28 protein-coding genes are annotated in these 24,884 nt (G+C 68.1%); 12 read left to right on the plus strand and 16 right to left on the minus strand.

Features of this window, described 5'->3' with window-relative positions; translation table 11 throughout:
- Positions 1-75: 75 nt before the first annotated feature.
- From AC1HFH_RS05560 to AC1HFH_RS05575, 4 genes are all read right to left on the minus strand, one after another.
- Entirely contained in the window at positions 76-795 is a 720-nt protein-coding gene (locus AC1HFH_RS05560; protein WP_480246356.1) for a GntR family transcriptional regulator, read from the minus strand.
- A 102-nt stretch (positions 796-897) separates the two neighbouring features.
- On the minus strand, positions 898-2,235 hold the full coding sequence (locus AC1HFH_RS05565) for a serine hydrolase domain-containing protein (RefSeq protein ID WP_480246357.1): 1,338 nt from the start codon (positions 2,233-2,235) through the stop codon (positions 898-900).
- A gap of 61 nt (positions 2,236-2,296) precedes the next feature.
- Positions 2,297-2,833 (minus strand): hypothetical protein, encoded by a 537-nt coding sequence (locus tag AC1HFH_RS05570; protein ID WP_480246358.1) that lies wholly within the window; start codon positions 2,831-2,833, stop codon positions 2,297-2,299.
- Positions 2,834-2,970: 137 nt separating this feature from the next.
- Positions 2,971-3,552 carry an AMIN-like domain-containing (lipo)protein gene (locus tag AC1HFH_RS05575; protein WP_480246359.1) on the minus strand — a complete coding sequence of 194 codons (582 nt, stop codon included), beginning with the start codon at positions 3,550-3,552 and terminating at the stop codon, positions 2,971-2,973.
- Positions 3,553-3,844: 292 nt separating this feature from the next.
- Here AC1HFH_RS05575 and AC1HFH_RS05580 point away from each other — a divergent pair, with 292 nt between their 5' ends.
- Positions 3,845-4,993, plus strand: a complete 1,149-nt coding sequence (locus AC1HFH_RS05580) for a class I SAM-dependent methyltransferase (RefSeq protein ID WP_480246360.1) — start codon at positions 3,845-3,847, stop codon at positions 4,991-4,993.
- Between the two features lie 167 nt (positions 4,994-5,160).
- Positions 5,161-6,030 carry a Bax inhibitor-1/YccA family protein gene (locus tag AC1HFH_RS05585; RefSeq protein WP_480246361.1) on the plus strand — a complete coding sequence of 290 codons (870 nt, stop codon included), beginning with the start codon at positions 5,161-5,163 and terminating at the stop codon, positions 6,028-6,030.
- A gap of 56 nt (positions 6,031-6,086) precedes the next feature.
- Here the strand turns inward: AC1HFH_RS05585 and AC1HFH_RS05590 are convergent, their stop codons facing one another.
- On the minus strand, positions 6,087-7,055 hold the full coding sequence (locus AC1HFH_RS05590) for a helix-turn-helix transcriptional regulator (protein ID WP_480246362.1): 969 nt from the start codon (positions 7,053-7,055) through the stop codon (positions 6,087-6,089).
- Positions 7,056-7,186: 131 nt separating this feature from the next.
- On the opposite strand from AC1HFH_RS05590, the gene AC1HFH_RS05595 reads away from it, so the two are divergent.
- A complete protein-coding gene (locus AC1HFH_RS05595) occupies positions 7,187-7,582 on the plus strand; it encodes a RidA family protein (protein WP_480247722.1) in 396 nt (131 codons plus the stop codon).
- 116 nt (positions 7,583-7,698) lie between these two features.
- Here AC1HFH_RS05595 and AC1HFH_RS05600 read toward each other — a convergent pair whose 3' ends face one another.
- The 3 genes from AC1HFH_RS05600 to AC1HFH_RS05610 all read right to left on the minus strand — a co-directional run bounded on the left by AC1HFH_RS05600 (position 7,699) and on the right by AC1HFH_RS05610 (position 10,365).
- Complete coding sequence (locus AC1HFH_RS05600; protein ID WP_480246363.1) at positions 7,699-8,037, minus strand: DUF1330 domain-containing protein; 339 nt, start codon at positions 8,035-8,037, stop codon at positions 7,699-7,701.
- Between the two features lie 140 nt (positions 8,038-8,177).
- The gene (locus tag AC1HFH_RS05605) at positions 8,178-9,398 is read right to left on the minus strand and encodes an acetyl-CoA C-acetyltransferase (RefSeq protein ID WP_480246364.1); all 1,221 of its coding nucleotides are present in this window, start codon (positions 9,396-9,398) and stop codon (positions 8,178-8,180) included.
- Positions 9,399-9,495: 97 nt separating this feature from the next.
- Positions 9,496-10,365 carry an SGNH/GDSL hydrolase family protein gene (locus AC1HFH_RS05610; protein ID WP_480246365.1) on the minus strand — a complete coding sequence of 290 codons (870 nt, stop codon included), beginning with the start codon at positions 10,363-10,365 and terminating at the stop codon, positions 9,496-9,498.
- A 92-nt stretch (positions 10,366-10,457) separates the two neighbouring features.
- Here AC1HFH_RS05610 and AC1HFH_RS05615 point away from each other — a divergent pair, with 92 nt between their 5' ends.
- From AC1HFH_RS05615 to AC1HFH_RS05630, 4 genes are all read left to right on the plus strand, one after another.
- Complete coding sequence (locus AC1HFH_RS05615; RefSeq protein ID WP_480246366.1) at positions 10,458-11,846, plus strand: cystathionine beta-synthase; 1,389 nt, start codon at positions 10,458-10,460, stop codon at positions 11,844-11,846.
- A 103-nt stretch (positions 11,847-11,949) separates the two neighbouring features.
- A complete protein-coding gene (locus AC1HFH_RS05620; RefSeq protein WP_480246367.1) occupies positions 11,950-13,371 on the plus strand; it encodes an amidase in 1,422 nt (473 codons plus the stop codon).
- Positions 13,372-13,524, plus strand: coding sequence for a hypothetical protein (locus AC1HFH_RS05625; RefSeq protein ID WP_480246368.1), 153 nt, complete (start codon positions 13,372-13,374; stop codon positions 13,522-13,524). It abuts the gene before it with no gap.
- A gap of 91 nt (positions 13,525-13,615) precedes the next feature.
- Positions 13,616-14,824: a cytochrome P450 family protein gene (locus AC1HFH_RS05630; protein ID WP_480246369.1), complete on the plus strand. Its 1,209-nt coding sequence runs from the start codon at positions 13,616-13,618 to the stop codon at positions 14,822-14,824.
- A gap of 31 nt (positions 14,825-14,855) precedes the next feature.
- Here the strand turns inward: AC1HFH_RS05630 and AC1HFH_RS05635 are convergent, their stop codons facing one another.
- Both AC1HFH_RS05635 and AC1HFH_RS05640 read right to left on the minus strand, forming a co-directional pair.
- A complete protein-coding gene (locus AC1HFH_RS05635) occupies positions 14,856-16,037 on the minus strand; it encodes an oxidoreductase (RefSeq protein WP_480246370.1) in 1,182 nt (393 codons plus the stop codon).
- The gene (locus tag AC1HFH_RS05640) at positions 16,015-16,404 is read right to left on the minus strand and encodes a RidA family protein (RefSeq protein WP_480246371.1); all 390 of its coding nucleotides are present in this window, start codon (positions 16,402-16,404) and stop codon (positions 16,015-16,017) included. Before AC1HFH_RS05640 ends, AC1HFH_RS05635 begins: the two co-directional genes overlap by 23 nt.
- A 97-nt stretch (positions 16,405-16,501) precedes the next feature.
- Here AC1HFH_RS05640 and AC1HFH_RS05645 point away from each other — a divergent pair, with 97 nt between their 5' ends.
- Entirely contained in the window at positions 16,502-16,900 is a 399-nt protein-coding gene (locus tag AC1HFH_RS05645; protein ID WP_480246372.1) for a winged helix-turn-helix transcriptional regulator, read from the plus strand.
- A gap of 72 nt (positions 16,901-16,972) precedes the next feature.
- Here the strand turns inward: AC1HFH_RS05645 and AC1HFH_RS05650 are convergent, their stop codons facing one another.
- The gene (locus tag AC1HFH_RS05650) at positions 16,973-17,557 is read right to left on the minus strand and encodes an NADAR family protein (protein WP_480246373.1); all 585 of its coding nucleotides are present in this window, start codon (positions 17,555-17,557) and stop codon (positions 16,973-16,975) included.
- Between the two features lie 396 nt (positions 17,558-17,953).
- On the opposite strand from AC1HFH_RS05650, the gene AC1HFH_RS05655 reads away from it, so the two are divergent.
- A complete protein-coding gene (locus AC1HFH_RS05655; RefSeq protein ID WP_480246374.1) occupies positions 17,954-18,754 on the plus strand; it encodes a membrane protein in 801 nt (266 codons plus the stop codon).
- Positions 18,755-18,769: 15 nt separating this feature from the next.
- Here the strand turns inward: AC1HFH_RS05655 and AC1HFH_RS05660 are convergent, their stop codons facing one another.
- Both AC1HFH_RS05660 and AC1HFH_RS05665 read right to left on the minus strand, forming a co-directional pair.
- Positions 18,770-19,159 (minus strand): DUF6401 family natural product biosynthesis protein, encoded by a 390-nt coding sequence (locus tag AC1HFH_RS05660; RefSeq protein ID WP_480246375.1) that lies wholly within the window; start codon positions 19,157-19,159, stop codon positions 18,770-18,772.
- A 139-nt stretch (positions 19,160-19,298) separates the two neighbouring features.
- Positions 19,299-20,477, minus strand: coding sequence for an acyl-CoA dehydrogenase family protein (locus AC1HFH_RS05665; protein ID WP_480246376.1), 1,179 nt, complete (start codon positions 20,475-20,477; stop codon positions 19,299-19,301).
- 58 nt (positions 20,478-20,535) lie between these two features.
- On the opposite strand from AC1HFH_RS05665, the gene AC1HFH_RS05670 reads away from it, so the two are divergent.
- Positions 20,536-21,687, plus strand: coding sequence for a cystathionine gamma-synthase (locus tag AC1HFH_RS05670; protein WP_480246377.1), 1,152 nt, complete (start codon positions 20,536-20,538; stop codon positions 21,685-21,687).
- Positions 21,688-21,798: 111 nt separating this feature from the next.
- Here AC1HFH_RS05670 and greA read toward each other — a convergent pair whose 3' ends face one another.
- Positions 21,799-22,293, minus strand: a complete 495-nt coding sequence (gene greA / locus AC1HFH_RS05675; protein ID WP_480246378.1) for a transcription elongation factor GreA — start codon at positions 22,291-22,293, stop codon at positions 21,799-21,801.
- Between the two features lie 319 nt (positions 22,294-22,612).
- Positions 22,613-23,071, minus strand: coding sequence for a DUF4307 domain-containing protein (locus AC1HFH_RS05680; RefSeq protein WP_480246379.1), 459 nt, complete (start codon positions 23,069-23,071; stop codon positions 22,613-22,615).
- A 121-nt stretch (positions 23,072-23,192) separates the two neighbouring features.
- Here AC1HFH_RS05680 and mca point away from each other — a divergent pair, with 121 nt between their 5' ends.
- Both mca and AC1HFH_RS05690 read left to right on the plus strand, forming a co-directional pair.
- Positions 23,193-24,059 carry a mycothiol conjugate amidase Mca gene (mca, locus tag AC1HFH_RS05685; protein WP_480246380.1) on the plus strand — a complete coding sequence of 289 codons (867 nt, stop codon included), beginning with the start codon at positions 23,193-23,195 and terminating at the stop codon, positions 24,057-24,059.
- Positions 24,059-24,382: a hypothetical protein gene (locus AC1HFH_RS05690; protein ID WP_480247723.1), complete on the plus strand. Its 324-nt coding sequence runs from the start codon at positions 24,059-24,061 to the stop codon at positions 24,380-24,382. The genes mca and AC1HFH_RS05690 overlap by 1 nt, the downstream gene beginning before the upstream one ends.
- Before the next feature lie 79 nt (positions 24,383-24,461).
- On the opposite strand, the gene AC1HFH_RS05695 is transcribed toward AC1HFH_RS05690, so the two are convergent.
- On the minus strand, positions 24,462-24,860 hold the full coding sequence (locus AC1HFH_RS05695) for an NUDIX hydrolase (RefSeq protein WP_480246381.1): 399 nt from the start codon (positions 24,858-24,860) through the stop codon (positions 24,462-24,464).
- Positions 24,861-24,884 lie beyond the last annotated feature (24 nt).

The following is a 24,884-nucleotide window of genomic DNA, read 5'->3' on the forward strand; positions in this document are numbered from 1 at the left end:
TGCGGCACACAGTATCTGAAATACGAAGATTTCACTGTTGAATGTCTCGAGTGTGCCCCGGGTTTCCGGGGGACGTCAGGCGCCGACCGTCATCTGCAGTTGATAGCGATCGCAGCGATACCAGCTGTGCGTATGTTCGATCGGCAGGTCGCCGCTGAACGACACCCGGTCGAAATGCAGTACCGGCGCGCCCTTCGCGACGCGCAGCAGGGCCGCCGAATCGCCGTCCGCCGCCGCGGCATCGACGGTCTGTTCGGCGCGTTCGATCGGACGGTGATATCGGTCCGCGCACAGCCGGTAGATCGATTCGCGCAGGTCGTTGTCGATCAGCCCGGGCAGGAGTTCGGGGTTGAACCAGCCGTCGTCCACGCTCACCGGTTCGTCGTCGGCCAGGCGCAGCCGCCGCACATGGTAGGCCCGGGAACCCTGCGGCAGCCGCAGTGCCCGGGCGGTCGGTTCGGGGACGATACCGTGTTCGGCGAGCAGCACGATGGTGGTGGGTTCGTGCCCCTGCGCGCGCATCTCCTCGCTGAACGAGGCCAGATGCAGCCGCGAGCGCACCGGATGATGGGCGACGAAGGTGCCCTTCCCGCGCACTCGAACCAGATAGCCCTCGTTGACCAGCTGGCCGATCGCCTCGCGAACTGTGATCCGGCTGACTCCGTAGTCCTGCATGAGGTTGCGTTCGCTGGTCATCAGATCACCCGGCTGCAGCTCCCGGGTGCACTTCTGCAGAAGGATGGCCCGCAGCTGTTCGTGCTTGGGCACGGCGCTGTCGCGCAAGGGGGCTGGCATCGGGCGGCTCCTTCCCTCGTCCGGGCGCCCGGCAGAGGTACTGACTGGTCCGGTCCGGTCGAGGATACGTGACCGTGTCCGGCATCACCAGAGCCGCGCTGGTCAGCGGATTCGGGGTGTCTCCGGATGATTCCCGAGGCAGCCCAGCACGAAGCAGCCCGGCGGCCAGTCCGAAAAGGGCGCCTGCGGTGCCTTGCCGAGGCACTGGGTGAAATTGCACCCGGGATAGGCCATCGGGCCCAGTCCGAAGGCGGCGAAGAAGGCATCCGGTTTCGACATCATCGGGTCGGTGACCGGGATATCCGGCTTCGGCCGATAGGGGCCGGGGTCCGGCAGCCGGGGCTGCCGCAATGCGCCACCTACTGCGCGCAGCACGTCGTGCGTGAAGCCGGCCCACGTGCCCGGCACGGTCAGGCCGGTCCAGGTGAACACCAGCCCCAGGCTCGGCACGATGAAACTGTCCTGCCGCAGCATGCCCGACATCTGCACGGCATCGGCAGGCAGCCCGGGGAGCTGGCGCGCGCATTCCGGACCGCCGTTGACCACGAACAGGAATCCGTAGCAGGGCATGCTCGCCGACGGTGTGGTCGCCTCCCGGAGATACTCCGCGGAGATCAGTTGCCGCCCACCCCAGGCGCCGTGGTCGGCGACCAGCAGACCCAGTTTGACGAAATGATCCGGCGGCAGCAGCAGATGGGCGTGACCGTAGGTGTTACCGCTGCGATCGCGGGCCCAGTGGTAGTCACCGGGCGCGATGCCCAACGGGGTGAACAGTTGCTGCTGTGCGAACTCCTGGAAGTCCATCCCGACCGCCTGCTGCACCACGTACACCAGCAGATCCACGGCCCGCTGGCTGTAGCGGAACTTCGTGCCCGGCGTGGTTTCGATCGGCATGGCCAGGGCCTGCGCGACGACGTTCGGGTCCAGCTGGGTCACGCCGGTCAGCCCTTCGGTGGCGATCGCGATCTCCATCCCGGACGATTCGGTGAGCAGGTTCCGCACCGTGATCGACCGGTGCTCGGCATCGCCGAGTCCGGCCGGCAGATAGTGGCCGATCGGATCGTCCACCCGCAGCAGCCCCCGGTCCACCGCGATGCCGGTGACCAGCGAGACCACACTCTTGGTACCGCTCCACAGATTCCAGGCCACGTCGCCGGACCGGGCGTTCTGCGGGCCGGTGGCGATCAGGCAATTGTTCCGGTACAGCTGCACATTGAATCGGGTCGGTTCGGCCGCCAAGTCCATGGCGTGTTGCAGTGCGTCGGCGTCGAATCCGGCCGCGGCCGGATCGGCGGTCTCCGGCGCCCGGCCGGTGCCGGTCGAACAGTGTGCGGCGATCCCCGTTCCCGGATCGGCCGCCGCCGAACCCGTCGGGAGGCCGACGGTGCCGGCGATCGTCGTGATAATTACTGCGGCAAGTGTTCTCGCTGCCCTGTGCATGGTCCTCCCAGCCGTTCCCACCGACACATCGTCGGCTGGGGGCGTGGCCGTTACGGCGGACTCAGCGGTGCGCGGAGCACACCTCGACGGCATGGTCCTTGGCGGCGTTGAATTGATCGATCACGTTGTTGAGGTCTTCGGTCTCGGCCCGGTTCTCCAGGGTGTCGGCCAGGGTGGCGGTGTTGTCCCGGTACTCGCGCAGCGGCCCGGCGACCTCCTCCGGGACCTCGGCGGTGATCTTGCGGTCCAGGTCCTCGACATTGTTGCGCATGGTGGTCACCGCATGATCGGCCAACGGGTCGGCATCGGGCTCCTGGTTGTTGCTGGCCTCGATGTAGGCGTTGAAGGCGGTGACCGAGCTGCCGTTGGCGAGGTGCAGGCCGTCGCAGGCGGTCTTCGCGGCCCGGGCGATCGCCGCGGCGCGGGCGGAGGATGCGGCGATCGACGAGGAAGTGACCTCCGCCTGATACGCGGACAACTCCGATTCGTCGACCGTTGCGGTGCCCGGCACCTGTTCGGAGCAGGCGGCGACGAACAGCAGCCCGGCCGCGACGGCCGTGGCCGCGGTGCTCAGTCCGATCCGTTCCAGTCGGCGCATCTCGTTCTCCTCCCGCGATCCGCGGTGTTGCGGCATGGTTGCCCGTTCCCTCCATGTAACCCCGAAGGTGGGCGCCGATGCCAGGCGCCGCCGATATCTGTGCCGGATCGGTGCGGTCCTGCGGGATCGTGCTCCGATCAGGAGGTGGCGATGTCCACCACGACGCGGGGCGGGTCGCTCAACCTGCGCACCGAGAAGTCGGGCGTATCGGCGGCGACTCCGATGAACGACTGCGTGACACCCTCGAAGACCTGGGAGCGATACACCCCGGCGATGCCCGGGACACCGGGGTCGGTGACCGGATCCGGGCCCGAATACGGCGCCACGGCCGAGTCGAACGGATAGGCCGATCCGGTGATGCGCACCTCCAGGACCGATTGTCCGGCCACCTCCACCGGCCGCCCGCTGCCGTCCTGTACCGCTCGGTCGGTGTATTCGACCGACCAGCCCGGTGCCCCGGTGCCGCCGAGCTCGTAGACCACCCGGTCGTAGCCCGGATGGGTGCCGATGCGGATATCGGTCACCGTCAGGGCCGAATCGGGGGCGGCCGGTGCGGACTCGGGGGCGGCGTCGCCGGGCCGGTCGCCCGGTGGTTCGGCCGGAGTTCCGGTCGTCGCCTCGGTGGTCCCGGTGGCCGGCTGCGGCGTGGTCTCCCCGGTAGCGCAGCCGGCGATCACGCAGACGGCTGCGACCAGCAACGGTGCCGCGATGTTACGCATGCGGCCGATGGTAGCCGGATCGGCCCGCCGGACGGTGTCGGTCGCGCGCTCGTGTCGTGGCCGCCCGGGGTTTGCCCGCCGCCCGGGATGGTGTCCGGCCACTGTCGGGGCCGGCGGTCGGTGGGGTGTGGATCCGCCGAAGTTCGCTGTGCGGCAACTGGTTAGCGTTGGTCGGCGAATATCGTCCGGACGCAGCGGGTTTCGGATCGCCTGGGGCGTCCGGTCGGAGATTCCGGCCGGTGATACCCGGGGTGGGTGGGCTCGCAGAGCAACGGTCTAGCACACTTGTCCCGTGGGAACTGTCGAGGATGTCTTCGCCCGGATGCGGCGGTATCCGGATGTCGAGGCGCCGAACCTGTATCCGGTCGACGCCGCCGATCGGCTGATCCTCGATGTGGCGGCCGACTCCCTCGATGCCACCGATAGCGGAACGGTTGCCGTCATCGGTGACAGCTACGGAGCGCTCACCCTCGGCGCCGTGACCCGCCACCCGGTGGCACCGGTGCGGGTGCATCAGGACCTGCTCACCGGCGAGCTCGCGCTCGCCGCGAACGCGCGTGCGGCCGGCTGCATCGGCTGCTACACCGCGCATGCGCTGGACGCCGAGCTGCTCACCGGTGTCCGGGTGGTGTTGCTCCGGCTGCCCCGGGTACTGGCCGGTCTGGCCGAGATCGCCGAATCGATCGCCCGGTATGCCGAACCCGGTGTCCAGGTGTTCGCCGGCGGCCGGGACAAATACCTCACTCCGGCGATGAACCAGGTACTTGCGGAATCGTTCGAGCAGGTGTGTGCCAGCCGCGGGCGGCAGAAGTCCCGCGTCCTGATCGCCACCCGGCCCAGACCGGTCGGCGCGCCCCGCTTCCCGGTGCGGGAGCAGCTGCCCGAACTCGGCGGCGATGTGGTGGCGCACGGCGCCGCGTTCTCCGGTGCACGGCTCGATATCGGCACCCGTTTCCTGCTGGGGCACCTGGACCGGATGAAACCGGACGCGCGGGATGCCGTAGATCTGGGCTGCGGCACCGGCATCCTGGCGGTCGCCTTGGCGAAGGCGCGGCCGGCATTGCGGGTGGTCGGCACCGACCAGTCCGCCGCGGCAGTCGCGTCGGCCAGGGCTACTGCGGCCGCCAACCGGGTCGCGGACCGGGTCACCGTTATCCGGGACGATGCGATGTCGGCCACCGCCGACAACAGCGCCGATCTGGTGCTGTGCAACCCGCCGTTCCATGTGGGTGCCGCCGTGCACACCGGTTCGGCGATCAAGATGTTCACCGAAGCCGGCCGTGTGCTGCGCCCCGGTGGTGAGCTGTGGACGGTCTACAACTCCCACCTCAACTATCGCGGGGTGGTGGAACGCCTGGTCGGCAGGACCGAGGTCGTCGGCCGCAATCGAAAATTCACGGTGACGCGGTCCATCCGTGGTGTTCGTGACGTACACAGATAAGCTGACCCCACGTTGTAGAGTCCGATTTGTCCGGCTGTTCGGTTGTTCGCCGAGGTTCACACCTTCGGGAACTCCGTTCGGTCACGATGCGTTGGACCAGGTAGTTGGAGCGCGAGCGCCCGCTCGTCCTGCTCAAGCGGCAACCACTCCACAGAAAGGCACTTCCAGTGCGTAGCAGCTCGAATCCGGTATTCCGGAAACTCCCCCGCCAGGAGGCGGCGGCCGGTGGCTATGCGGGCTTCGGCTCGGGTGTCGCCGGCGCCGGTCAGCTCGGCAACCAGGCCTACGGTGCGCCGGGCCAGTACGGCCAGCAGCCGTACCAGCCTTACCAGCAGGCGCCGGCCCACCGGACGATGACCATCGACGATGTGGTGACCAAGACCGGTATCACCCTCGCCGTGCTGGTCGTCTCCGCGGTCGTCTCGTTCGCGCTGTCCAGCGCGACGCCGGGGCTGGCTCCGCTGTTCGTGATCGGCGGCGGCCTGGTCGGCCTCGGGCTGGTGCTGGTGGCCAGCTTCGGCAACAAGATGGACAATCCGGCCATCGTGCTCTCCTACGCCGTGGCCGAGGGCCTGTTCCTCGGTGCGCTCTCGCTGATGTTCACCGATGTGACCTTCGGTGGTGCGGGCGGTAGCGCGCTGATCGGCCAGGCGGTGCTGGGCACCTTCGGTGTGTTCGCCGGCATGCTCGTCGTCTACAAGACCGGCGCGATCCGGGTCACCCCGCGGTTCACCCGGATGCTGCTCGGCGCCATGGTCGGCGTCGTCGTGCTGATGCTGGGCAACCTGGTCGCGAGCTTCTTCACCGACGGCGGTTTCGGCCTCCGGGACGGTGGCCCGCTGGCGATCATCTTCAGCCTGGTCTGCATCGCCATCGCCGCGTTCAGCTTCCTGCTCGACTTCGACGCGGCCGACCAGCTGATCCGCGCCGGTGCGCCGGAGAAGGCGGCCTGGGGTGTGGCCCTCGGCCTCACCGTCACCCTGGTCTGGCTCTACGTCGAGATCCTGCGGCTGCTGAGTTACTTCCAGAACGACTAGCGGCACCCTGCCGATCCGCCGGCCACGCCTGTTCGACAGGCGTGGCCGGCGTCGTTTCAGGGGTCGTAGCGGGCCCGGAGTGCAGTGGCACGGTCGCGTAGCTGCGCGCGCAGAGCGGGCGGTGCGAGGGCTTCCGCATCGGTGGCGACCTGCCACAGTGCCCATACGGCGTGCTCGGCATCCTGGAAGGAAAGGTCCAGCCGCAGCCACCCGTCCGGGTCGGTGTCCTCGGAGTGGACGGCCACTGCGGTACCCACGAGTTCTTCCCGGCGAGCGGGATCGACGCGTACCCGCACCGCGATCAGATCACCGCCGGTCCGGAACCGGGCGCTGTGGTCCTGCCAGGCCAGGTCCAGGTCGACTCGATCCGGCCGGTGCGCCGGTTCGGTGAGTGCTTCGGCGGCCAGGACCCGGGACAGCCGATAGGTCCGGTCCGCGCCGGCGCGGGTGGCCAGCAGATAGCTGCGGTCCCGGACGACGACCAGGCCGACCGGGTCCACGGTGCGCCATTCCGGTGTTCGGCCGGCGGCCGCGTAGTGGATCCGCAGCCGCACTCCGTCGAAGACTGCCCGCCGGACCTCGGCCGAAACGGAGGCGGGAATGTCCTCGGCGTGCTGCGGCCGGGCCAGCAGATCGGTCTCCGGTTCGATGAGCAGCCGCTCGGCCATATCGGCCGCGGTATCGCGATAAGGCGCCGGTAGCGCATCGACCACCTTGAGCATCGCCGAGGCCAGCGCCGAACCGAGACCGAACGCCTGCGCGCCGCGCCGGGATCCGGCGACCAGCAAGGCGAGCGCTTCCTCGTGACTCAGCCCGGTGAGTTCGGTCCGGAATCCGGGCAGCAGTGCGAATCCGCCGTACCGGCCCCGTTCGGCGAATACCGGGACCCCGGCCGCGGACAGCGCCTCGATATCCCGCAGCACCGTGCGGGTGGATACCTCCAGCTCGGCAGCCAGCTGCGCGGCGGTCGCCCGACCACGTTGGCGCAACAGCAGCACCAGGGAGACCAGCCGGTCGGCGCGCATGCCGGAAAGCGTATCGAATACCTGACACAGGGTGTCGTGATTCGTTGCCAGGCTCGGTACCACGGTGTCCCGACCATGGCCGAGAGCCGGGGACGCCGGTACATCCCGTAATGAATGGAGCTGAAGTGGCAGTGGAACGAACGGCAGTGAACCCGGTGACCTGGTCGATGGAACTGGGATTCGACCAGGGCGTACTGGTCTCCGGACACACCCGGACCCTGTACTGCTCCGGGCAGACCGCGATGAGTGACGACGGCAAGCCGCGGCATCAGGGTGATATGGCGGCGCAACTGGCGCTGAGCCTCGACAACCTGGAAGCGGTGCTCCGGGAAGCCGGTATGTCGGTGGCGAACTTGGTCCGGCTCGACGTCTACACCACCGATGTGGGTCTGCTCTTCGAGCACTACGGGATCCTCGGGGCTCGTCTGGGCGCCGCCGGCGTCGCCCCGGCCACCACGATGCTGGGCGTCACCCGGCTGGCGATTCCCGGACAGCTGGTCGAACTCGAGGGCACCGCGGTCGACTGACGCAGCCGGACAGCGGTACCGCCGGGCACGGAAAAGCCGTGCCCGGCGGCGGTGCGCCCGGCCGGTCGGTATGGCATCGGCACGATCGAGGCGGATCCGAACAGCATCCGGTGGTATCAGCGGGCGATACCGAGGTGCGGGAGGATATCGGTGGCGGCGTGCTCGTCCCCACAGTGCTCGGCGAGCACCGCGACACCCTGCGAGTTCTCCGTGCGCAGCGGCAGAATCGCCCGGTATGCGGGGGAGTCGTACCAGCGCCGGGCCGCGTCGAGATCGGGGAACTCGATCACCACCACATGGCCGTTCGCCGGTCCCTCCATGGCGAGCTGGCGCCCGCCGTGCACGATGAACCGGCCACCGAACGGGGCCAAGGTGGCATCGATGTGCTCCAGATAAGCGACGATCCCGGCGTCGACGTCGACATCGTGCAGATGGGCTACGGCGTAGGCGGTCATTTTCGACTCCTGAGCTGGTGTTCTTCTGGTACCACCCATGCTGCCGCGGGCCCGGCCGGACAGCGATTACCTGACAGGTAATGCCCCGGAACACAGAGAAGGCGGTCACCGAAACGGTGACCGCCTTCTCCGGCTCGAGATCAGCTCAGGCGCTCGACGACCAGGGCCATGCCCTGACCGCCGCCGACGCACATGGTCTCCACGCCGAACTGCTTGTCGTAGGTCTGCAGGTTGTTCAGCAGCGTGGTGGTGATGCGGGCACCGGTCATCCCGAACGGGTGGCCCAGCGCGATCGCCCCGCCGGAGACGTTCAGCTTGTCCTCGTCGATCTTCAGCTCACGGGCCGAGCCGAGCACCTGGACGGCGAACGCCTCGTTGATCTCGAACAGGTCGATATCGGCGACCGACTTGCCGGCGTAGCGCAGCGCGTTCTCGACCGCCTGGATCGGGCCCAGGCCCATGATCTCCGGCGACAGGCCGGACACGCCGGTGGAGACGATCCGGGCCAGCGGGGTCAGGCCCAGCTCCTTGGCGCGGGTGTCGCTCATGATCACCAGTGCCGCGGCGCCGTCGTTGAGCGGGCAGCAGTTACCGGCGGTCACGGTGCCGTCGGGGCGGAACACCGGCTTGAGCTGGCTGACCTTGTCGTAGGTCACGCCGGCGCGCGGGCCGTCGTCCTTGCTGACCACGGTGCCGTCGGGCAGGGTGACCGGCGAGATCTCCCGTTCGAAGAAGCCGTTGGCGATGGCCTCCTCGGCGCGGTTCTGCGAACGCACGCCCCACCGGTCCTGGTCCTCCCGGCTGATGCCGGTCATCGAGGCGACATTCTCGGCGGTCTGGCCCATGGCGATGTAGACATCGGGCAGCAGGCCGTCCTGGCGCGGGTCGTGCCATACGCCGGCACCACCCTCGGCCGCCTTCGCGGTACGGGCCTCGGCCTCGGCGAATTCCGGGTTCTTGGTGTCCGGCCAGCTGTCGGCCGACCCCTTCGGGTAACGGGACACCGTCTCCACACCGGCGGAGATGAACACATCACCCTCACCGGCTTTGATGGCGTGGAAGGCCATCCGGGTGGTCTGCAGCGAGGACGCGCAGTACCGCTGCACCGTGGTGCCGGGCACGGTGTCCAGACCCAGCTGGACCGCGACATTGCGGCCCATACCGAAACCGCCCTCACCGGCCGGCGAGCCGGTGCCCAGGATCAGATCGTCGATCGTGGTCGGGTCGAGGGCGGGCACCTTGTCCAGGGCGGCGCGCACCATCTGCGCGGTGAGGTCGTCCGGGCGCATACCCACCAGGGACCCCTTGGCGGCGCGGCCGATGGGGGAGCGGGCGGTCGAAACGATGACGGCCTCGGGCATGAGGACTCCTTTTCGGACGGAACTAGCGAGCGGACGGTTTTCGGCTATCCGAGCGCATTGGCGGACCGATCAGTTGTAGAACGGTTCGGCCTCGAATCTACGTCGCGGTCCCGGCTATCGGAAGGTCGGGGCGCGAGCGCACCGCCTCGACCAGCACCGGCAGCAGCTGTTGGGCGGCCAGTTCGTAACCGGCCGCCGAAGGGTGGAACCCGTCGGCGGCGAACAGGATCTCCGGCGCCGCGCGGAACTCCGAGGCGACCGGCCGCGCACCCATCGGCACCGGAACGCCACCCGCGACCGTCGTCGCCACCGTCTGGGCTTTGGCCAGCCGGGCGCTCCAGTTCGCGACGACCGTACGCAGCGGCTGCGGGATGGCGCCGACCGTGCCGAGATCGGGACAGGTACCCACCACGACCACCGCATCGGCCTCGCGCAGCCGCGAGACCGCCGCGGCCAGTCGCCGGGCCGAGGCCCGGATCGAATGCTTCTTGGTGATGTCGTTGCCGCCGACCAGGACGACCGCGGCATCCGGGGGCGGCCCGGCCACGAACATCGCATCGACCTGCCCGGCCAGCCCCTTGGACGTGGCACCGCAGATCGCCTTGGTGCTGAGCCGCACGGTCAGGTCACCCGCTTCGGCCAGCCCGCGGGCCAGCCGGACACCCGGCACGTCGAGTGCCCGGGTACAGCCCAGCCCCGCGGCGGTGGAATCACCGAAGATCATCAGGTGCAGGTCGGCGGGTACCCCCGGGCGCCACGGCTGCGGCGTGACCGCACCGGGCGCATAACAGCCGTCGGCCTCGGGAGGTTTGGAAGTGTCGCGGCCGATCACCGCGCGTGCGGCGCCGGCCTGCGCCATCAGGAGTCGATAGGTGGCCCACGACACGGTGCCCGCGCCGGAACCGGCGAGCACCGTGGTGGCACCGGTCACCGCGGCGGTTCGCCAGCTGATTCGAGGTGCGCCCACATCCCCGGATTTTACGTCGCGCGCGGGGTCGGCCGACCGCCGAGAGGCCACCAGGGCGAGTCACCCGGCAACGGTTCTGCAACGATGGAGGTATGCGCATCGCGGATCATGTCGTCGACCTCATCGGCAATACCCCGCTGGTTCGTCTGAACTCGGTGGTCGGGCCCGATGCCGGCCTGGTAGCGGCCAAGATCGAATACCTCAACCCGGGCGGCAGCTCCAAAGACCGGATCGCGGTGAAGATGATCGACGCCGCCGAGGAGGCCGGGCTGCTCCGGCCGGGCGGCACCATTGTGGAACCGACCTCGGGCAATACCGGTGTCGGACTGGCGCTGGTCGCGCAGCAGCGTGGCTACAAGTGCGTTTTCGTCTGCCCGGACAAGGTCAGCGAGGACAAGCGCAACGTGCTGCGCGCCTACGGTGCCGAGGTCGTGGTGTGCCCGACCGCGGTGCCGCCGGAGCACCCGGACAGTTACTACAGCGTCTCCGACCGGCTGGTCCGCGAGATCGAGGGCGCCTGGAAGCCGGACCAGTACTCGAACCCGGGCGGTCCGGAGAGCCACTACGAGACCACCGGCCCGGAGATCTGGCGCGATACCGATGGCAAGGTCACCCACTTCGTGGCGGGTGTCGGCACCGGCGGCACCATCACCGGCACCGGCCGGTACCTGAAGGAGGTGTCCGGTGGGAAGGTGCAGATCATCGGCGCCGATCCGGAGGGCTCGGTGTACTCCGGCGGCACCGGCCGCCCCTATCTGGTCGAGGGGGTCGGCGAGGACTTCTGGCCTTCGGCCTACGACCCGGCGGTGCCGGACGAGATCATCGCGGTCTCCGATGCCGACTCCTTCGAGATGACCCGCCGGCTGGCCCGCGAGGAGGGGCTGCTGGTCGGCGGTTCCTGCGGTATGGCCGTCGTGGCGGCGCTGGAAGTGGCCCGGCGGGATCCGGACGCGGTCGTCGTTGTGCTGCTGCCCGACGGTGGCCGCGGCTATCTGTCCAAGATCTTCAACGACCGCTGGATGAGCTCGTACGGGTTCCTCACCTCCCGTCTCGACGGCAGCCCCGAACCGCTGGTCGGTGACGTGCTCCGGGGCAAGTCCGGGGAACTGCCGGACCTGGTGCACACGCATCCGTCGGAGACGCTTCGCGACGCCATCGAGATCCTGCGCGAATACGGGGTGTCGCAGATGCCGGTGGTCGGCGCCGAGCCGCCCGTGATGGCCGGTGAGGTCGCGGGCAGTGTCACCGAGCGGGATCTGCTCTCGGCCGTATTCGAGGGCCGGGCCCAGCTCACCGATTCGGTGGCCCAGCACATGAGCCCGTCGTTCCCGCTGATCGGCTCGGGTGAAGCGATCTCGGAGGCCACCAAGGCGCTGTCGGACACCGATTGCCTGATGGTGGTCGAGGACGGCAAACCGGTCGGCGTGATCACCCGGCACGATCTGCTCGGCTTCCTGAGTACCGGCAGTATCGGCCACTGAGCCACGCCCCGGCGCGGCCGGTGGACGAAATGGGACAGTTTTTCGGCTGTCCACCGGCGGCGCCCCGTGACAGGATCGGCTACGACCGACCTGTGGGGACATGATGGCTGAAACTGATTCACCGGCAACGATTCCGACGACGATCACCGGCGCCGCCGCGGCGCTCCGGGACGGCACGACCACCGCAATCGAACTCGTCGAGGCGGCACTGGCCGCCGCCGACCGGCACGACGAGACCTACGGGGTATTTCTCACCCGATTCACCGACCGGGCCCGAGCCCGGGCCGCCGAGGTCGACGCGAAGATCGCCGCGGGCGATCCACTGGCGCCGCTCGACGGAATCCCGCTGGGCGTCAAGGATATCTTCGCCCATTCGGCCGGACCCACCACGGCGCAGAGTCTGGTACTCGACCCGCAGTGGGGTAAGGCCGCCGGCGATGCCACTGCCGTCCAGCGGCTGGAGGCGGCCGGTGGGATCGTCACCGGTAAGACCACCACGATGGAATTCGCGGTCGGCACACCGGATCCGGAGAAACCCTTCCCGATCCCGCGGAACCCGTGGGATGTCACGCGCTGGGCCGGTGGCTCCAGCTCCGGTTCGGCCGCAGGTATGCTGACCGGTGCTTTCCTGGGTGCCATCGGCACCGATACCAGTGGCAGTCTGCGTATTCCGACCGCCTACTGCGGAACCACCGGCTGCAAGCCGACTTTCGGTCGGGTGTCGAAGTCGGGTGTCGTGCCGCTGGCCTTCTCCCTGGACACTCCCGGCCCGCTGGCGCGCAGTGCCGCAGACTGTGCCCTGCTGCTTTCGGTACTCGCCGGCCACGATCCGGCCGACCCGTACAGCTCCGAACTGCCGGTACCGGACTACTCCGCCGCGCTCGACGGCGACCTGACCGGGGTGACGATCGGGGTCGACGATCTGACCCGATTCGCCGGCGGCGGCGCCGACCTCGAACAGCCGGAACGGTTCGAGGCCGCGATCGAACAGTTGCGGGCGGCGGGTGCCCGGATCGAACGGCTCGAAGTGCCGATGTACGTCGAGGCCACCGCGACCACCCTGGTCACCATGGCCGCCGAAGCCGCTGCCTATCATCAGCCGACGCTGCGGGAACGGTGGTCCGACTACGCCCGCGGATCCCGGGTGGTGTTCGCCGCCGGTGCTGCCGTGTCCGGAGCCGACTATGTTCAGGCACAGCGGGTCCGCCGGGTGCTGCAGCAGCGCATGGCCGAACTGTTCGAACGGGTGGACCTGGTCGTGACACCGACCGGGCATCTGCCCGCACCCCGGGTGGCCGACCTCGACCAGCTGCACCCGCTGACCGTGCTCGCCTCCCTGCACACCCCGTACTGGAATGCGCTCGGCAACCCCACCCTCGCGCTGCCGATCGGTTTCTCCGCCGACGGGCTGCCGTTGTCGATGTCGATCAGCGGTGCATTGTTCGACGAGGCGGCCGTGCTCCGGGCCGGCGATGCCTACCAGCGACGTACCGATCACCACCTGCTGACGCCGAAAGGTCTGTGAATGAGTACTTCTCCGGAATGGTCCGAATCGGCCGAAGAAAATACGGCCGTCGCCGAACTGGCGGCGGTGGTGAACGGAATGGCCGGGCTGTTGCACACGGTTCCGGACGCCCGGTACGCCGATCCGAGTGGCGGATACACCCCGGGGCGGTAGTCTGGCGGCCCGCACCCGGACGGCTGCCCTTGGTCGCCGTTCCGAGTGCGGGACATGTTCGACAAGTGTTTCACCGCAGGGGGATACGTTCGTGACCGGGACGACTTCGCAGCAGCCGACGACCACCCGATATCCGCTCTACAGTCCCGAGTTCGCGGCCGACCCGCATGCCGCCTACCGTGAACTGCGTCGTCGGCACGGTGCCCTGGTTCCGGTCGACCTGGCGCCGGATACACCCGCCACGCTGGTGGTCGGCTACCGCACCGCGGTGCGGATCCTGCACGATCCGGACCACTTCCAGTCCGATCCGCGCACCTGGCAGCAGACCGTGGCCCCCGAGTGCCCGGTGCTGCCGATGATGGACTGGCATCCGGCCGTACTGCGCAACAGCGGCCCCGAGCACACCCGGCATCGCGGTGCGGTCGTCTCGGCGATGGATTCGATCGACCTGCACCGGTTGCACGCCACCGTGGAGCAGACCGTCGGAATGCTGATTCCGGGCTTCGCGGCCGCCGGAACCGCCGACCTGATCGCCCAGTACGCCGGACCGCTGGCCTTCCTGGTGGTCAACCAGGTGCTCGGGGTACCCGAGGAGATCGGCGGCCGGGCGGCCCAGGCCGCCGCCATGCTGCTCGACACGGTGAACGCGGCCGAGGGCACCCGGATGTTCGACGCCGCGCTGGAAGAACTGATCGCCCTCAAACGTGCCGAACCCGGCGACGACGCCACCACCTGGCTGTTGCAGCATCCGGCCGGGCTCAGCGATCTGGAAGCCCTGGAGAACGTGAAGGTGCTCTACGGTGCCGGGATCGAACCGGTGCAGAACCTGATCGCCAACACCCTGCTGCTGATGATGACCGACACCCGGTTCGGTGGCGGAATCCTCGCCGGCAGCCTGTCCACCCGCGATGCCCTCGACGAGCTGTTGTTCACCGACCCGCCGCTGGCCAATTTCGGCATCACCTATCCGCGTCAGCCGATCCTCGTCGACGACACCTGGCTACCCGCCCACCAGCCGGTGCTGATCAGCATGGCCGCCTGCAACAACGACCCCGCCGTCAACAACGGCAGCCACACCGGTAACCGTTCCCACCTCGCCTGGGGGCGCGGCCCGCACGCCTGCCCCGCCCAGCCGATGGCCTACCTGATCGCTCAGGACGGCATCGATCAACTCCTCGACGCCATCCCGGAACTCGAACTCGCCGTCCCGGCCGAGGAGCTGCAGTGGCGGCCCGGGCCCTTCCACCGCGCACTGGCCTCGCTGCCGGTGAAGTTCCCGGTGCCGCGGAAGATCGAGTGAGCAGCTGCGGCGCCCGTGTCGAGGGCACCGTTCACCGATGCGCCCCGCCGGACCGGCAGCTGGCGGATACCGGTGGGTGCGTGGTCGACAGGATGCCCGCACGTGTTTCCGCCGGCTTGATATCCGCGAGCGGGGTGAGTAGATCGGCGAGTCGACGCTCGTCGGCAGCCCTGCCGTGTTCGACGGCATCGGCCCAGTCGGGTGCGGTGAGTGCTGCACGGCCCAAGGTGACGATCTCGGCGGTGCCGGAAGCGATGACGCCGCGGGCGAGAGATGGTGTGCCGAGACCGCCGTTCGCGAGTACGGCGGTCCCACCGTACTCGCGGGCGAGTTGGGCGAGGCTGTCCGGACTGCTGTCGAAAGCCGGTGCCGTGGCGTCGGGTTCGGTGGTGTGCAGATAGTGCACCCCGGTCCGACCGAGGGTGCCGAAAACGGTTTCGGCATCCGCCTCGCCTCCCGGCCAGCGATGCGCGGCATCGGACACCTTGGTCTGTGAGATCCGGATGCCGACGATCATCTCCGACCCCACGGCTTGCAGGACGGCATCGGTGACCTCGGCAGCCAGCCGGATCCGATTCCCGACGGCACCACCGTAGTGATCGGTGCGCCGGTTGGTGTAGTCGGTGAGGAACTGGTCCAGGAGATATCCGTTGGCACCGTGGATTTCGACGCCGTCGAAACCGGCGGCCGCAGCACGTCGTGCAGCTTCGACGAATCCCACACGGATATCGGCGATCTCGGCCATGGTCAGGGCTCGCGGTGTCGGGAAGTGGCCATCGCCCCGGTAGCCGGTCAGCTGCCCACCGCGCGGTGGAACAGCCGACGGTGCGACGGTGCCGGAGCGGTGGACATTCCCTTGACTCTGGCCCCCTGCGTGCATCAGCTGGGCGATCATCGCGGCTCCCTCGGCGTGTACGGCCTCCACGACTTGCCACCAGGACCGGGCTTGTTCGGCGGTGGCCAGGCCCGGCTGGTGCAGATACCCCTGGCTGTACGCGGTGTCCGGATAGGTGCCCTCGGTAATGATCAGGCCGAAACCGCCGCGGGCGAACCGCGCGTAGTAGTCCGCCATACGAGCGGTGGCCAGCCCCTCCGCAGTGGCACTGATCCGGGTCATCGGTGCAACGGCGAGCCGGTTGGTCAGCTCGAGTCCGCCGAGGGTGGTGGCGGTGAACAGCGGATCCATCAGATCACCGGGCGACCGCGATGGCATCGATCTCGATCAGCCAGTCCGGCTGCGCGAGCCCGGCCACCTGTAGCAGGGTGTCGGCCGGATACGGCTTGCTGAAGTACTCCTCGCGTAGCGCGACGATCGTGTCCAGTCGGCTCATATCGGTGACCATGATGTTCACTTTGACGACGTCGGCGAGACTGCTGCCGGCCTGCTCGAGCACCGTCGACAGATTGCGAAACGCCTGGCGCGCCTGGGTCTCGAAATCCCCGGCACCGACCGTGTTCCCGTCGGCGTCGATCCCGGCTTGACCGGAAACGTAAACCATCCCACTCGCCTTGATGGCCAGCGAGATGCGGTAGGGCTCATACCAGTCGGGGTCGTGTTCCACACGTTCGATCGAAGTCATACGACCAGGTTGGCGGGTATGCGCAGTACTGACAAGTACGGTCTTTTTGTGAATGTACTATCAATTGGTATAGGAATAGAGGTAACGGAGGTGGAACGTGACTTCACGGATCGACGACTTGGCCGAGGAGTGCATGGTCGAATCCGCTCTGGAGGTAATCGGCGGGAAGTGGAAGCTGGTGATCCTGCGCCACCTGTTGGACGGCACCAAGCGTTTCGGTGAACTGCAGCGCGCCCTCATCGGCATCACTCCGCGGATGCTGACGCGTCAGCTCCGGGAGTTGGAGTCCGACGGCGTGATCCTGCGCACCGTCTACCCGCAGGTGCCGCCCAAGGTCGAGTACTCGGTCACCGGCCTCGGGGAGAGCCTGCGCGACATCGTCGACCGGCTGGAGCAATGGGGACGCGCCTATCGGGAGGCCGAGTCTCGACCACACGACGAGGGGTTGCAGGGGGAGGAGCCGCAGGGGCTGCCTGCCGATTCCAGGGGGCACTGATCTCTCCGGCGGCGCCGATCTCGCTCCCGGTGAAGTTCCCGGTCCCGGAGAAGGTCCAGCGCGCAGCCTCGGTCAGCGCCTGGCGCGGTGCCCGCCGATCAACGCTTCTCGCGCCAGCATCAACGCAAACCCCAGCAGGTTCGAGCCGAGCCACTGCTCCGGATCCGCTGCTCGCGGGTCGTCGGCGGTCATGCCGATACCCCAGACCCGGTCCTTGGGGCTGGCCTCCACCAACACTCGATCACCGGTTGTGACGAGATAGTCGCGAAGCTCGGGGTTCCGGGCGAACTTGCCGAGGCTGCCGTCCACCACGATCGAGAACCGCGCCGAAACCCATTCGGACTCATCGAACCCACGCACAGTTCGCCCGATGTGCTTCGCTTCCGCCGGATCAGTGACCGACAGGATCCGTTCCGCGGCGGCCTCATCGCCGAACAGCAGCGCCTTGCGCCACATCATGTAGTGCTCGGCTGTCGGAAACCGGTGGCCGTCGAGTTCGAAAGCTGCCGGCCACCATTGACTCAGGCAGCCACGTCCGGGCCGGCCGTCCGGCTCGGGCCGGTGTCCCCAGAAGTACAGATACTTGGGTTCCTGGCCGCGGGATATGAGTTCCAACAGATCTGTGACCGAGGCGATCGATGGGGCGTGGGTCAACATTCCTCCGTCGATCTGCGGGCCCGGATCCGGTCCGGACCTCCCCGGCGGCTACGGCTGTTCTCGAATTCCACCATGACGCGGACTCGATCGCCAGTCGGTGAACTGGTGGCGACACCGAATCCCGCTACATCCGAGATGCTTTCGGATGTTTGCGGTCAGCGCAGCGTCATGGATGTGACCGCGAATTCTCCAGGATCCGGTGAATCTGCTGTGGCTCGACATTGCTCTGGGGTACAGGAAGTGTCAGACCGCCGACCGAAAATAGTGCACCGATTCAGCAACACTCTCGCAAATAGCCGATTCGGTGCCGCCGGGTGCGGGTATAACCACCCGCACAGCTCCGGTAGCTACCGGACTGACCGACAAGCGAGAGGGACGAAAGTGGATACCACGAGTTTGGCTGTCGACTTTCAGCAGGGCCTGACCGATGCATGGAGCTCGGTGGCTCAGGTGGTGCCCAAGATCGCGGGCTTCCTGGTCATCCTGGTCGTCGGTTGGATCATCGCGAAGGTTGTTGCGACGATTGTCGACAAAGTGCTCGAGAGTGTCGGATTCGACCGGCTGGTCGAACGCGGCGGAATCAAGCGGATGCTGGCGAACAGCAAGTACGACGCGTCCAGCATCCTGGCCAAGATCGCGTACTACGCGATTCTGCTGATCGCCTTGCAGATGGCGTTCGGAGTCTTCGGGCCCAACCCGGTGAGCGACCTGATCGCGGCCATCGTGGGCTGGCTGCCCAAGGCGGCTGTGGCGATCGTCATCGTGGTGATCGCGGGTGCCATCGCGCATGCGGTGAGCGAGATGGTCGGCTCGATGCTGGGCGGGCTCTCCTACGGGCCGATGCTCGGTCGGATCGCGGCCGTGTTCATCTGGGGAATCGGCATCATTGCGGCGCTGAACCAGATCGGGGTCGCGACCTCGGTGACCACGCCGGTGCTGATCGCGGTGCTGGCCACCATCGGCGGCATCCTGGTGGTGGGCGTCGGCGGCGGCCTGGTCCGGCCGATGCAGGACCGCTGGGATCGCTGGCTGAGCAATGTCGAATCGGAACTGCCGGCCATGAAGGGTCATACCGAGGCCTATCAGCGGGGCCGGGAGGATGTGGCCCGCGAACAGGAGCGCACTCATCAGCAGGCCGGTGAGTGGAAGGCCCCGGCCGAATACGGCACCGGGCAGCAGCAGCCGCCGCAGGGCTGATCGCCGCGGTTCCGGTCAGTGGTGGCCCGCTACGTCCTGGTGGCGGGCCACCGTCGGCTGCGGTCCGGCCGCTGCCAGCTGGCAGAGCGCGGCCAGGCGCAGGTGTAGCCAGTGGGCATCGGCCCAGTTCAGGGGCGGCTCGCTGGACCAGCCGGGGATGGCGTTCGCCTGTTCCAGGAGTCCGCGTGCATAGCCGGCCAGCAGGATCGACCGGGGTGTGCCGGCCGCTTCCTCGACGCCGAACTCCAGAATGTCGCGCACTGCGGCCGCCTGCTGGTCGATCCGGGCGCCCAGCGCCGGATGGGCTGCGGTTGCCGCGCGGGCCGGGGCGCCGTAGAGCCGGGTCAGGCGCCGGAGTTCCCGGCGGGCGGACAGCTCGAGCAGGACTGGGGAGAGCGAAAGCACCGTCGGATGTTATCAATCGTCCAGTTGTGATGAAACCCGAACGTTTCTCTGAAACAGTGCTTGATCGAATACTTGTCGACGGGTAATTGCCCAGCTATCGATCTTGAAGATGCGAATTCTGCTCGAGTGATCTCCCAGGTCAGCGGAACGCGTTGGCGTCGGTGAGCGCCTTACCGAGCACCAGCTGGTGCACCTCCGCGGTGCCCTCGTAGGTGAGTACCGACTCCAGGTTGTTGGCATGCCGGAGGACCGGATAGTCCAGGGTGATGCCGTTGGCGCCCAGCAGCGTGCGGCATTCCCGGGCGATCGCGATCGCCTCCCGGGTGCTGTTGAGCTTGCCGGCACTGATCTGCTCGCCGGTGATCTCGCCGCGGTCCTTGAGTCGGCCCAGGTGCAGTGCCAGCAGCTGGCCCTTGCCGAGTTCCAGCGCCATATCGGCGAGCTTGGCCTGGGTCAGCTGGTAGCCGGCCAGGGGCTTGTCGAACACGTCCCGGCTGCGGGTGTAGTCGATGGTGGTGGCCAGGCAGTCCCGGGCGGCACCGAGGGCGCCGAAGACGATGCCGAACCGGGCTTCGCTCAGGCAGGCCAGCGGTGCCGACAACCCGTGCGAGAGCGGCAGTACGGCATCGGCCGGGAGGCGGACGTCGTCGAAGGTCAGCTCGGCGGTGATCGAGGCCCGCAGCGACAGCTTGTTGTGCATTTCGTGCGCGGTGAACCCTGCCGTGCCGGCCGGTACCAGGAAGCCGCGCACCCGCGGGCGGTCGCCGCCCTCGTCGGCGTAGGCCCACACCACCGCGATATCGGCCACCGAGCCGTTGGTGATCCACATCTTGGCTCCGTTGAGCACCCAGTCGTCGCCGTCCCGGACGGCCCGGGTGCGCATCCCGGCCGGATTGGAGCCGAAGTCCGGCTCGGTCAGCCCGAAACAACCGAGCCGGGTGCCCGCGGCCAGCTCCGGCAGCCACTGCTGCTTCTGCTCCTCGGAGCCGAACTTGTGGATCGCGGTCATCGCGAGCGAGCCCTGCACCGACACCATGCTGCGCAGCCCCGAATCGACGGCCTCCAGCTCCTGGCAGGCCAGGCCGTAGGCGGTGGCCGGCAGGCCGGCGCAGCCGTAGCCGTCGAGATGCATGCCGAGCAGGCCGAGCTTGCCCAGTTCCGGAGCCAGTTCGCGGGCCGGGAAGGTGCCCGCCCCGAACCATTCGCCGATCTGCGGGCGCACCCGCCGGTCGGCGAATTGTGCGACGGTGGAACGGATTTCACGTTCCTCGGGGGTGAGCAGCGAGTCGATCGCGAACAGTTCCTCGACGGTGACCATGGGCCCGAGCCTAGCCCGGATGCAGCCACCGAAAACGGAAACCTTAGGCTGCTTGTCTATGAGCGAGCGTAGCGAGCTTGGATTCTCGACCAGGGCAGTGCACGCCGGATACGAGCCCGATCCCCGGACCGGTGCGGTCAATGTGCCCGTCTACGCCAGCTCCACCTTCGCCCAGGACGGAGTGGGCGGCCTGCGCGGTGGCTACGAGTACGCGCGCACCGGCAACCCCACCCGGACCGCGCTGGAGGCCAACCTGGCGGCGCTGGAATCGGGTGCGCACGGCCGGGCCTTCGCCTCCGGGATGGCGGCCACCGACTGTGTGCTGCGGGCCACCCTGCGGCCCGGTGATCACCTGGTGATCCCGGACGACGCCTATGGCGGCACCTTCCGGCTGATCGACAAGGTGTTCAGCCAGTGGGGTATCGAACATTCGCCCGCGCACATCGCCGACCTCGACCAGGTGCGCGCCGCGATCCGGCCGAACACCAAGCTGGTGTGGCTGGAGACGCCGACCAATCCGCTGCTGTCCATCGGTGACATTCCGGCGATCGCAGATATCGCACATACGGCGGGGGCCCAGCTGGTGGTGGACAACACCTTCGCCACCCCGTATCTGCAGCAGCCGCTGCTGCTCGGCGCCGATATCGTGGTCCATTCGACTACCAAGTACCTCGGCGGGCACTCCGATGTGGTCGGCGGCGCGCTGGTGACGAACGATCCCGAACTGGATGCGGCGTTCGCCTTCCTGCAGAACGGCGCGGGTGCGGTACCCGGACCCTTCGATGCCTTCCTCACGCTCCGGGGCACCAAGACGCTCGCGGTGCGGATGGAGAAGCACTGCGACAACGCCGAGACACTCGCCGAGTTCCTGTCCGGGCATCCGGCGGTGACCCAGGTGATCTATCCGGGCCTGCCCACCCACCCCGGCTACGAGATCGCGCAGAAGCAGATGCGCCGACGGGGCGGCATGATCTCGGTCCGGCTCGCCGGCGGACTGGAGGCGGCGCACAAGTTCTGTGCCCGGACGAAGATCTTCACCCTCGCCGAATCGCTCGGTGGTGTGGAATCGCTGATCGAGCATCCCGGTGCCATGACGCACGCCTCCACGGAAGGGTCCGAACTGGAGGTCCCGGCGGATCTGGTCCGGCTCTCCGTGGGGATCGAGGACATCAGCGATCTGCTCGGTGATGTCGAGCAGGCGCTGAGCTGAGCGGGACGGGAAACCACAGACATGACGAAACGGCCGCATCCAGGGAAAGGATGCGGCCGTTCGTGTTCATCGGGTTCGACAGTGGCTCGGCGACCGCGGCCGCCGAGCGGATCAGCCGTGGTAGGGCTCGGCGCTGACCAGCGTCACCTTCATGGTGTTGCCGTTCGGCAGGGTGTACTCGCGGGTCTCACCCACCTTGGCGTCGATCAGCGCGCCGCCCAGCGGCGAACTCGGCGAATAGGTCTCCAGATCGGACCGGCCGAGGCCCTCCTCGCGGGTGGCGATCAGGAACGTCTCGGTATCGGTGTCGTCCCCGTCGTAGTACACGGTGACGACCGAACCGGGCAGCGCGATACCGGACTTGGTCGGCGCGACGCCCACCTTGGCGTTGTTCAGCAGCTCCTGCAGCTGGCGGATGCGCGCCTCCTGCTGGCCCTGCTCCTCCCGCGCGGCATGGTAGCCACCGTTCTCCTTGAGATCGCCCTCTTCACGACGCTCGTTGATCTCGGCGGCAATGACCGGACGGTTGGCGATGAGCGCGTCGAGCTCATCCTTGAGCCTGTCGTGCGACTCCTGGGTCAGCCAAGTCACGTTCGTCTCGGTCATCTCGATCACTCCCTAGTAGTTGGTCCCGGCTGTGCCGGGGTTCCTGAGCACTGCGGCAGCGCCGTCCCGTAGGAAGGCGCGCCTCAGCCGACGACCGGAGCGATCCTGGGGAAGTTCGGCAGAACCCCGACAGGCCTGTTCGGCGGGCGAACCCGAAAGCCCGGAACAGCAACTCCGGCCGTCAATGCAGCAAACACGGCTCCGAAAACTGGGGGAACCCCGGAACCGTGTATCGCACTATTTTAGCATGTCCAACAAAAGTGCAGGTAGAAAGACGATTCGTCGGCGATTCGGCTGATCGGTCCGGTGCCGGACCGGTTCAGCCGAGTTCCAGATAGTCCGGCACCTCGGTGGTGCAGCCGTAGATGTCACCTGCAGCGGCCCGCGATGATGTGCGCACCACGGTCGCAATCTCCACGCTACCGGACGTCGAACCGGGCACCAGCAGCTCCCGGCGGCCCACCTCCGCGCCGTCCCGATCCATGCCCCGCACCAGGCAGGAGACCGGACGTTGCGGATCGTCGCGGGTGACCTTGATCCGCATGTTCAGCGTGGAGTCGTCGACCACGACGTAGCCCAGCTGCTCGGTTTCGATCTCGCGTGGGCCGTACTTCTGGAAGCCGAGATAGGCGACGCCCAGCCCCGCCACCAGCACTCCGACCCCGAGCAGGGCGGCCAACCGCACCCGCCGCACCGGCGGCCGGGTGCCGTAACGCTCGGCGTGTCGGGCGGCGGCCGAGTCGGCAGCCGTCGCGTTGCCGGGGTCGGGTTCACTCATCTGGGCACGCTCCCGGGGGGTAGGTCGGAACAAACGTCGGTCGTTTGGAACTATAGGGAACGAAGACCCGACACCCGCGAGCGAGAGCGACGGTGAACGAGACGTGAGTGGCCTTCGCCTCATGGCGGTTCATGCCCACCCCGACGACGAGTCCAGCAAAGGTGCCGCGACCACGGCGCGGTACGCGGCCGAGGGGCACGACGTACTGGTCGTCACGCTCACCGGTGGGGAGCGCGGCAGCATCCTGAACCCGGCCATGGACACCCCCGGCGTGTTGGACCGGATCGAGGAGGTCCGCCGCGAGGAGATGGCCGCGGCCGCGGCCGCACTGGGGGTGCAGCAGACCTGGCTCGGCTTCGTCGACTCGGGCCTGCCCGAAGGCGACCCGCTGCCGCCGCTGCCGGACGGGTGTTTCGCGCTGGTGCCGCTGGAGGAAGCCACCGAAGCCCTGGTCCGGGTGGTTCGCGAGTTCAAACCGCATGTCATCACCACCTACGACGAGCTGGGTGGCTACCCGCACCCGGACCACATCCGCTGTCACGAGGTGTCCATGGCCGCGTTCGACGCGGCCGGCGACGCGGAGCGCTTCCCGGCGGCCGGAGAGCCGTGGACGCCGCTGAAGCTGTACTACGACCACGGGTTCAGCATGAAGCGCCTGGAGACCTTCGCCGCCGAGTTCGAGGCCAACGGGGAACCGTTCCCGTTGCAGGAATGGCTGGATCGGATGCGGAAATACACCCAGGAGCGCGGTGACGTGATGGCTCGGGTCACCACCCAGGTGGAGTGCTCGAAGTACTTCCCGCAGCGGGACGACGCGCTGCGCGCCCACGCCACCCAGATCGATCCGAACGGCGCCTTCTTCGCGATCCCGCTGGAGATGCAGCAGCGGCTGTGGCCGACCGAGGAGTTCGAATTGGCCAAGACCCGGGTGCGCACCGCCATCCCGGAGACCGACCTGTTCGCCGGTATCGAGGACGACGCCCGGTGATGCTCGAGCTCGTCACCGAAACCCTGATTCTCGCCCAGGACCCCGGTAAGCCCACCGGGCCCGAGTTCGGCAAGGCCTCCCCGGTCGGCCTGGCGCTCATCCTGCTGCTGCTCGTCGGCACGGTGCTGCTGGTGCGGTCGATGAACCGGCACCTCAAGGGTCTGCCGCCGACCTTCGAACCGGAACATCCGGAACCGGACCAGCAGGCCGACGAGGGCACCGACCCGGGCGCTGTCGCCGGCGACGACCGGCCGGATGACGACCACCCGAGCACCGACGGGCCGGGTACCGGCAAAGCCGACCCCGGACCTGCCGCCCGCTGAATTCCGGCAACGGGCGGCGATGGCGCATGTCCGCCGCCCGTACCCGGTACGGCGTGCCGGTGCGTCCGGCGCCGGATCGTCACCAGTCGATGAGATCCAGTTCGTGCAGTCGCTCGAAGACCAGCAGCGACCCCGGCGCCACCAGATCCATCGCGGCGTATTCGCTGCCGGTGAAGTACCGGAACTCGGCGATCTCCCCGGTGGCCTGCGGTTCACCGGTGAGCTCGGCGGTGAAGCAGGTCATGTACAGCGGCGTGCCGCGACCGTGCCCGAACGCCTCCGCCTCGAAGATGCCCAGTTCGGCCACCCCGGTCAGGCCGACCCCCAGCTCTTCCTCGATCTCCCGGTGCAACGCCTGTAGCGGTGTCTCACCGGGATCGAGTTTGCCGCCCGCCATGTAGAAGACGTCCTTACCGGCCGGCCGGGTCTGGATCAGCCGGCGTTCGCGGACGTGGGCGAGAGCGGCGGTTCGGATCATGCCGGTAAACCTAGTAGCCGGCCA

The organism is Nocardia sp. KT25-26 (assembly GCF_056627695.1).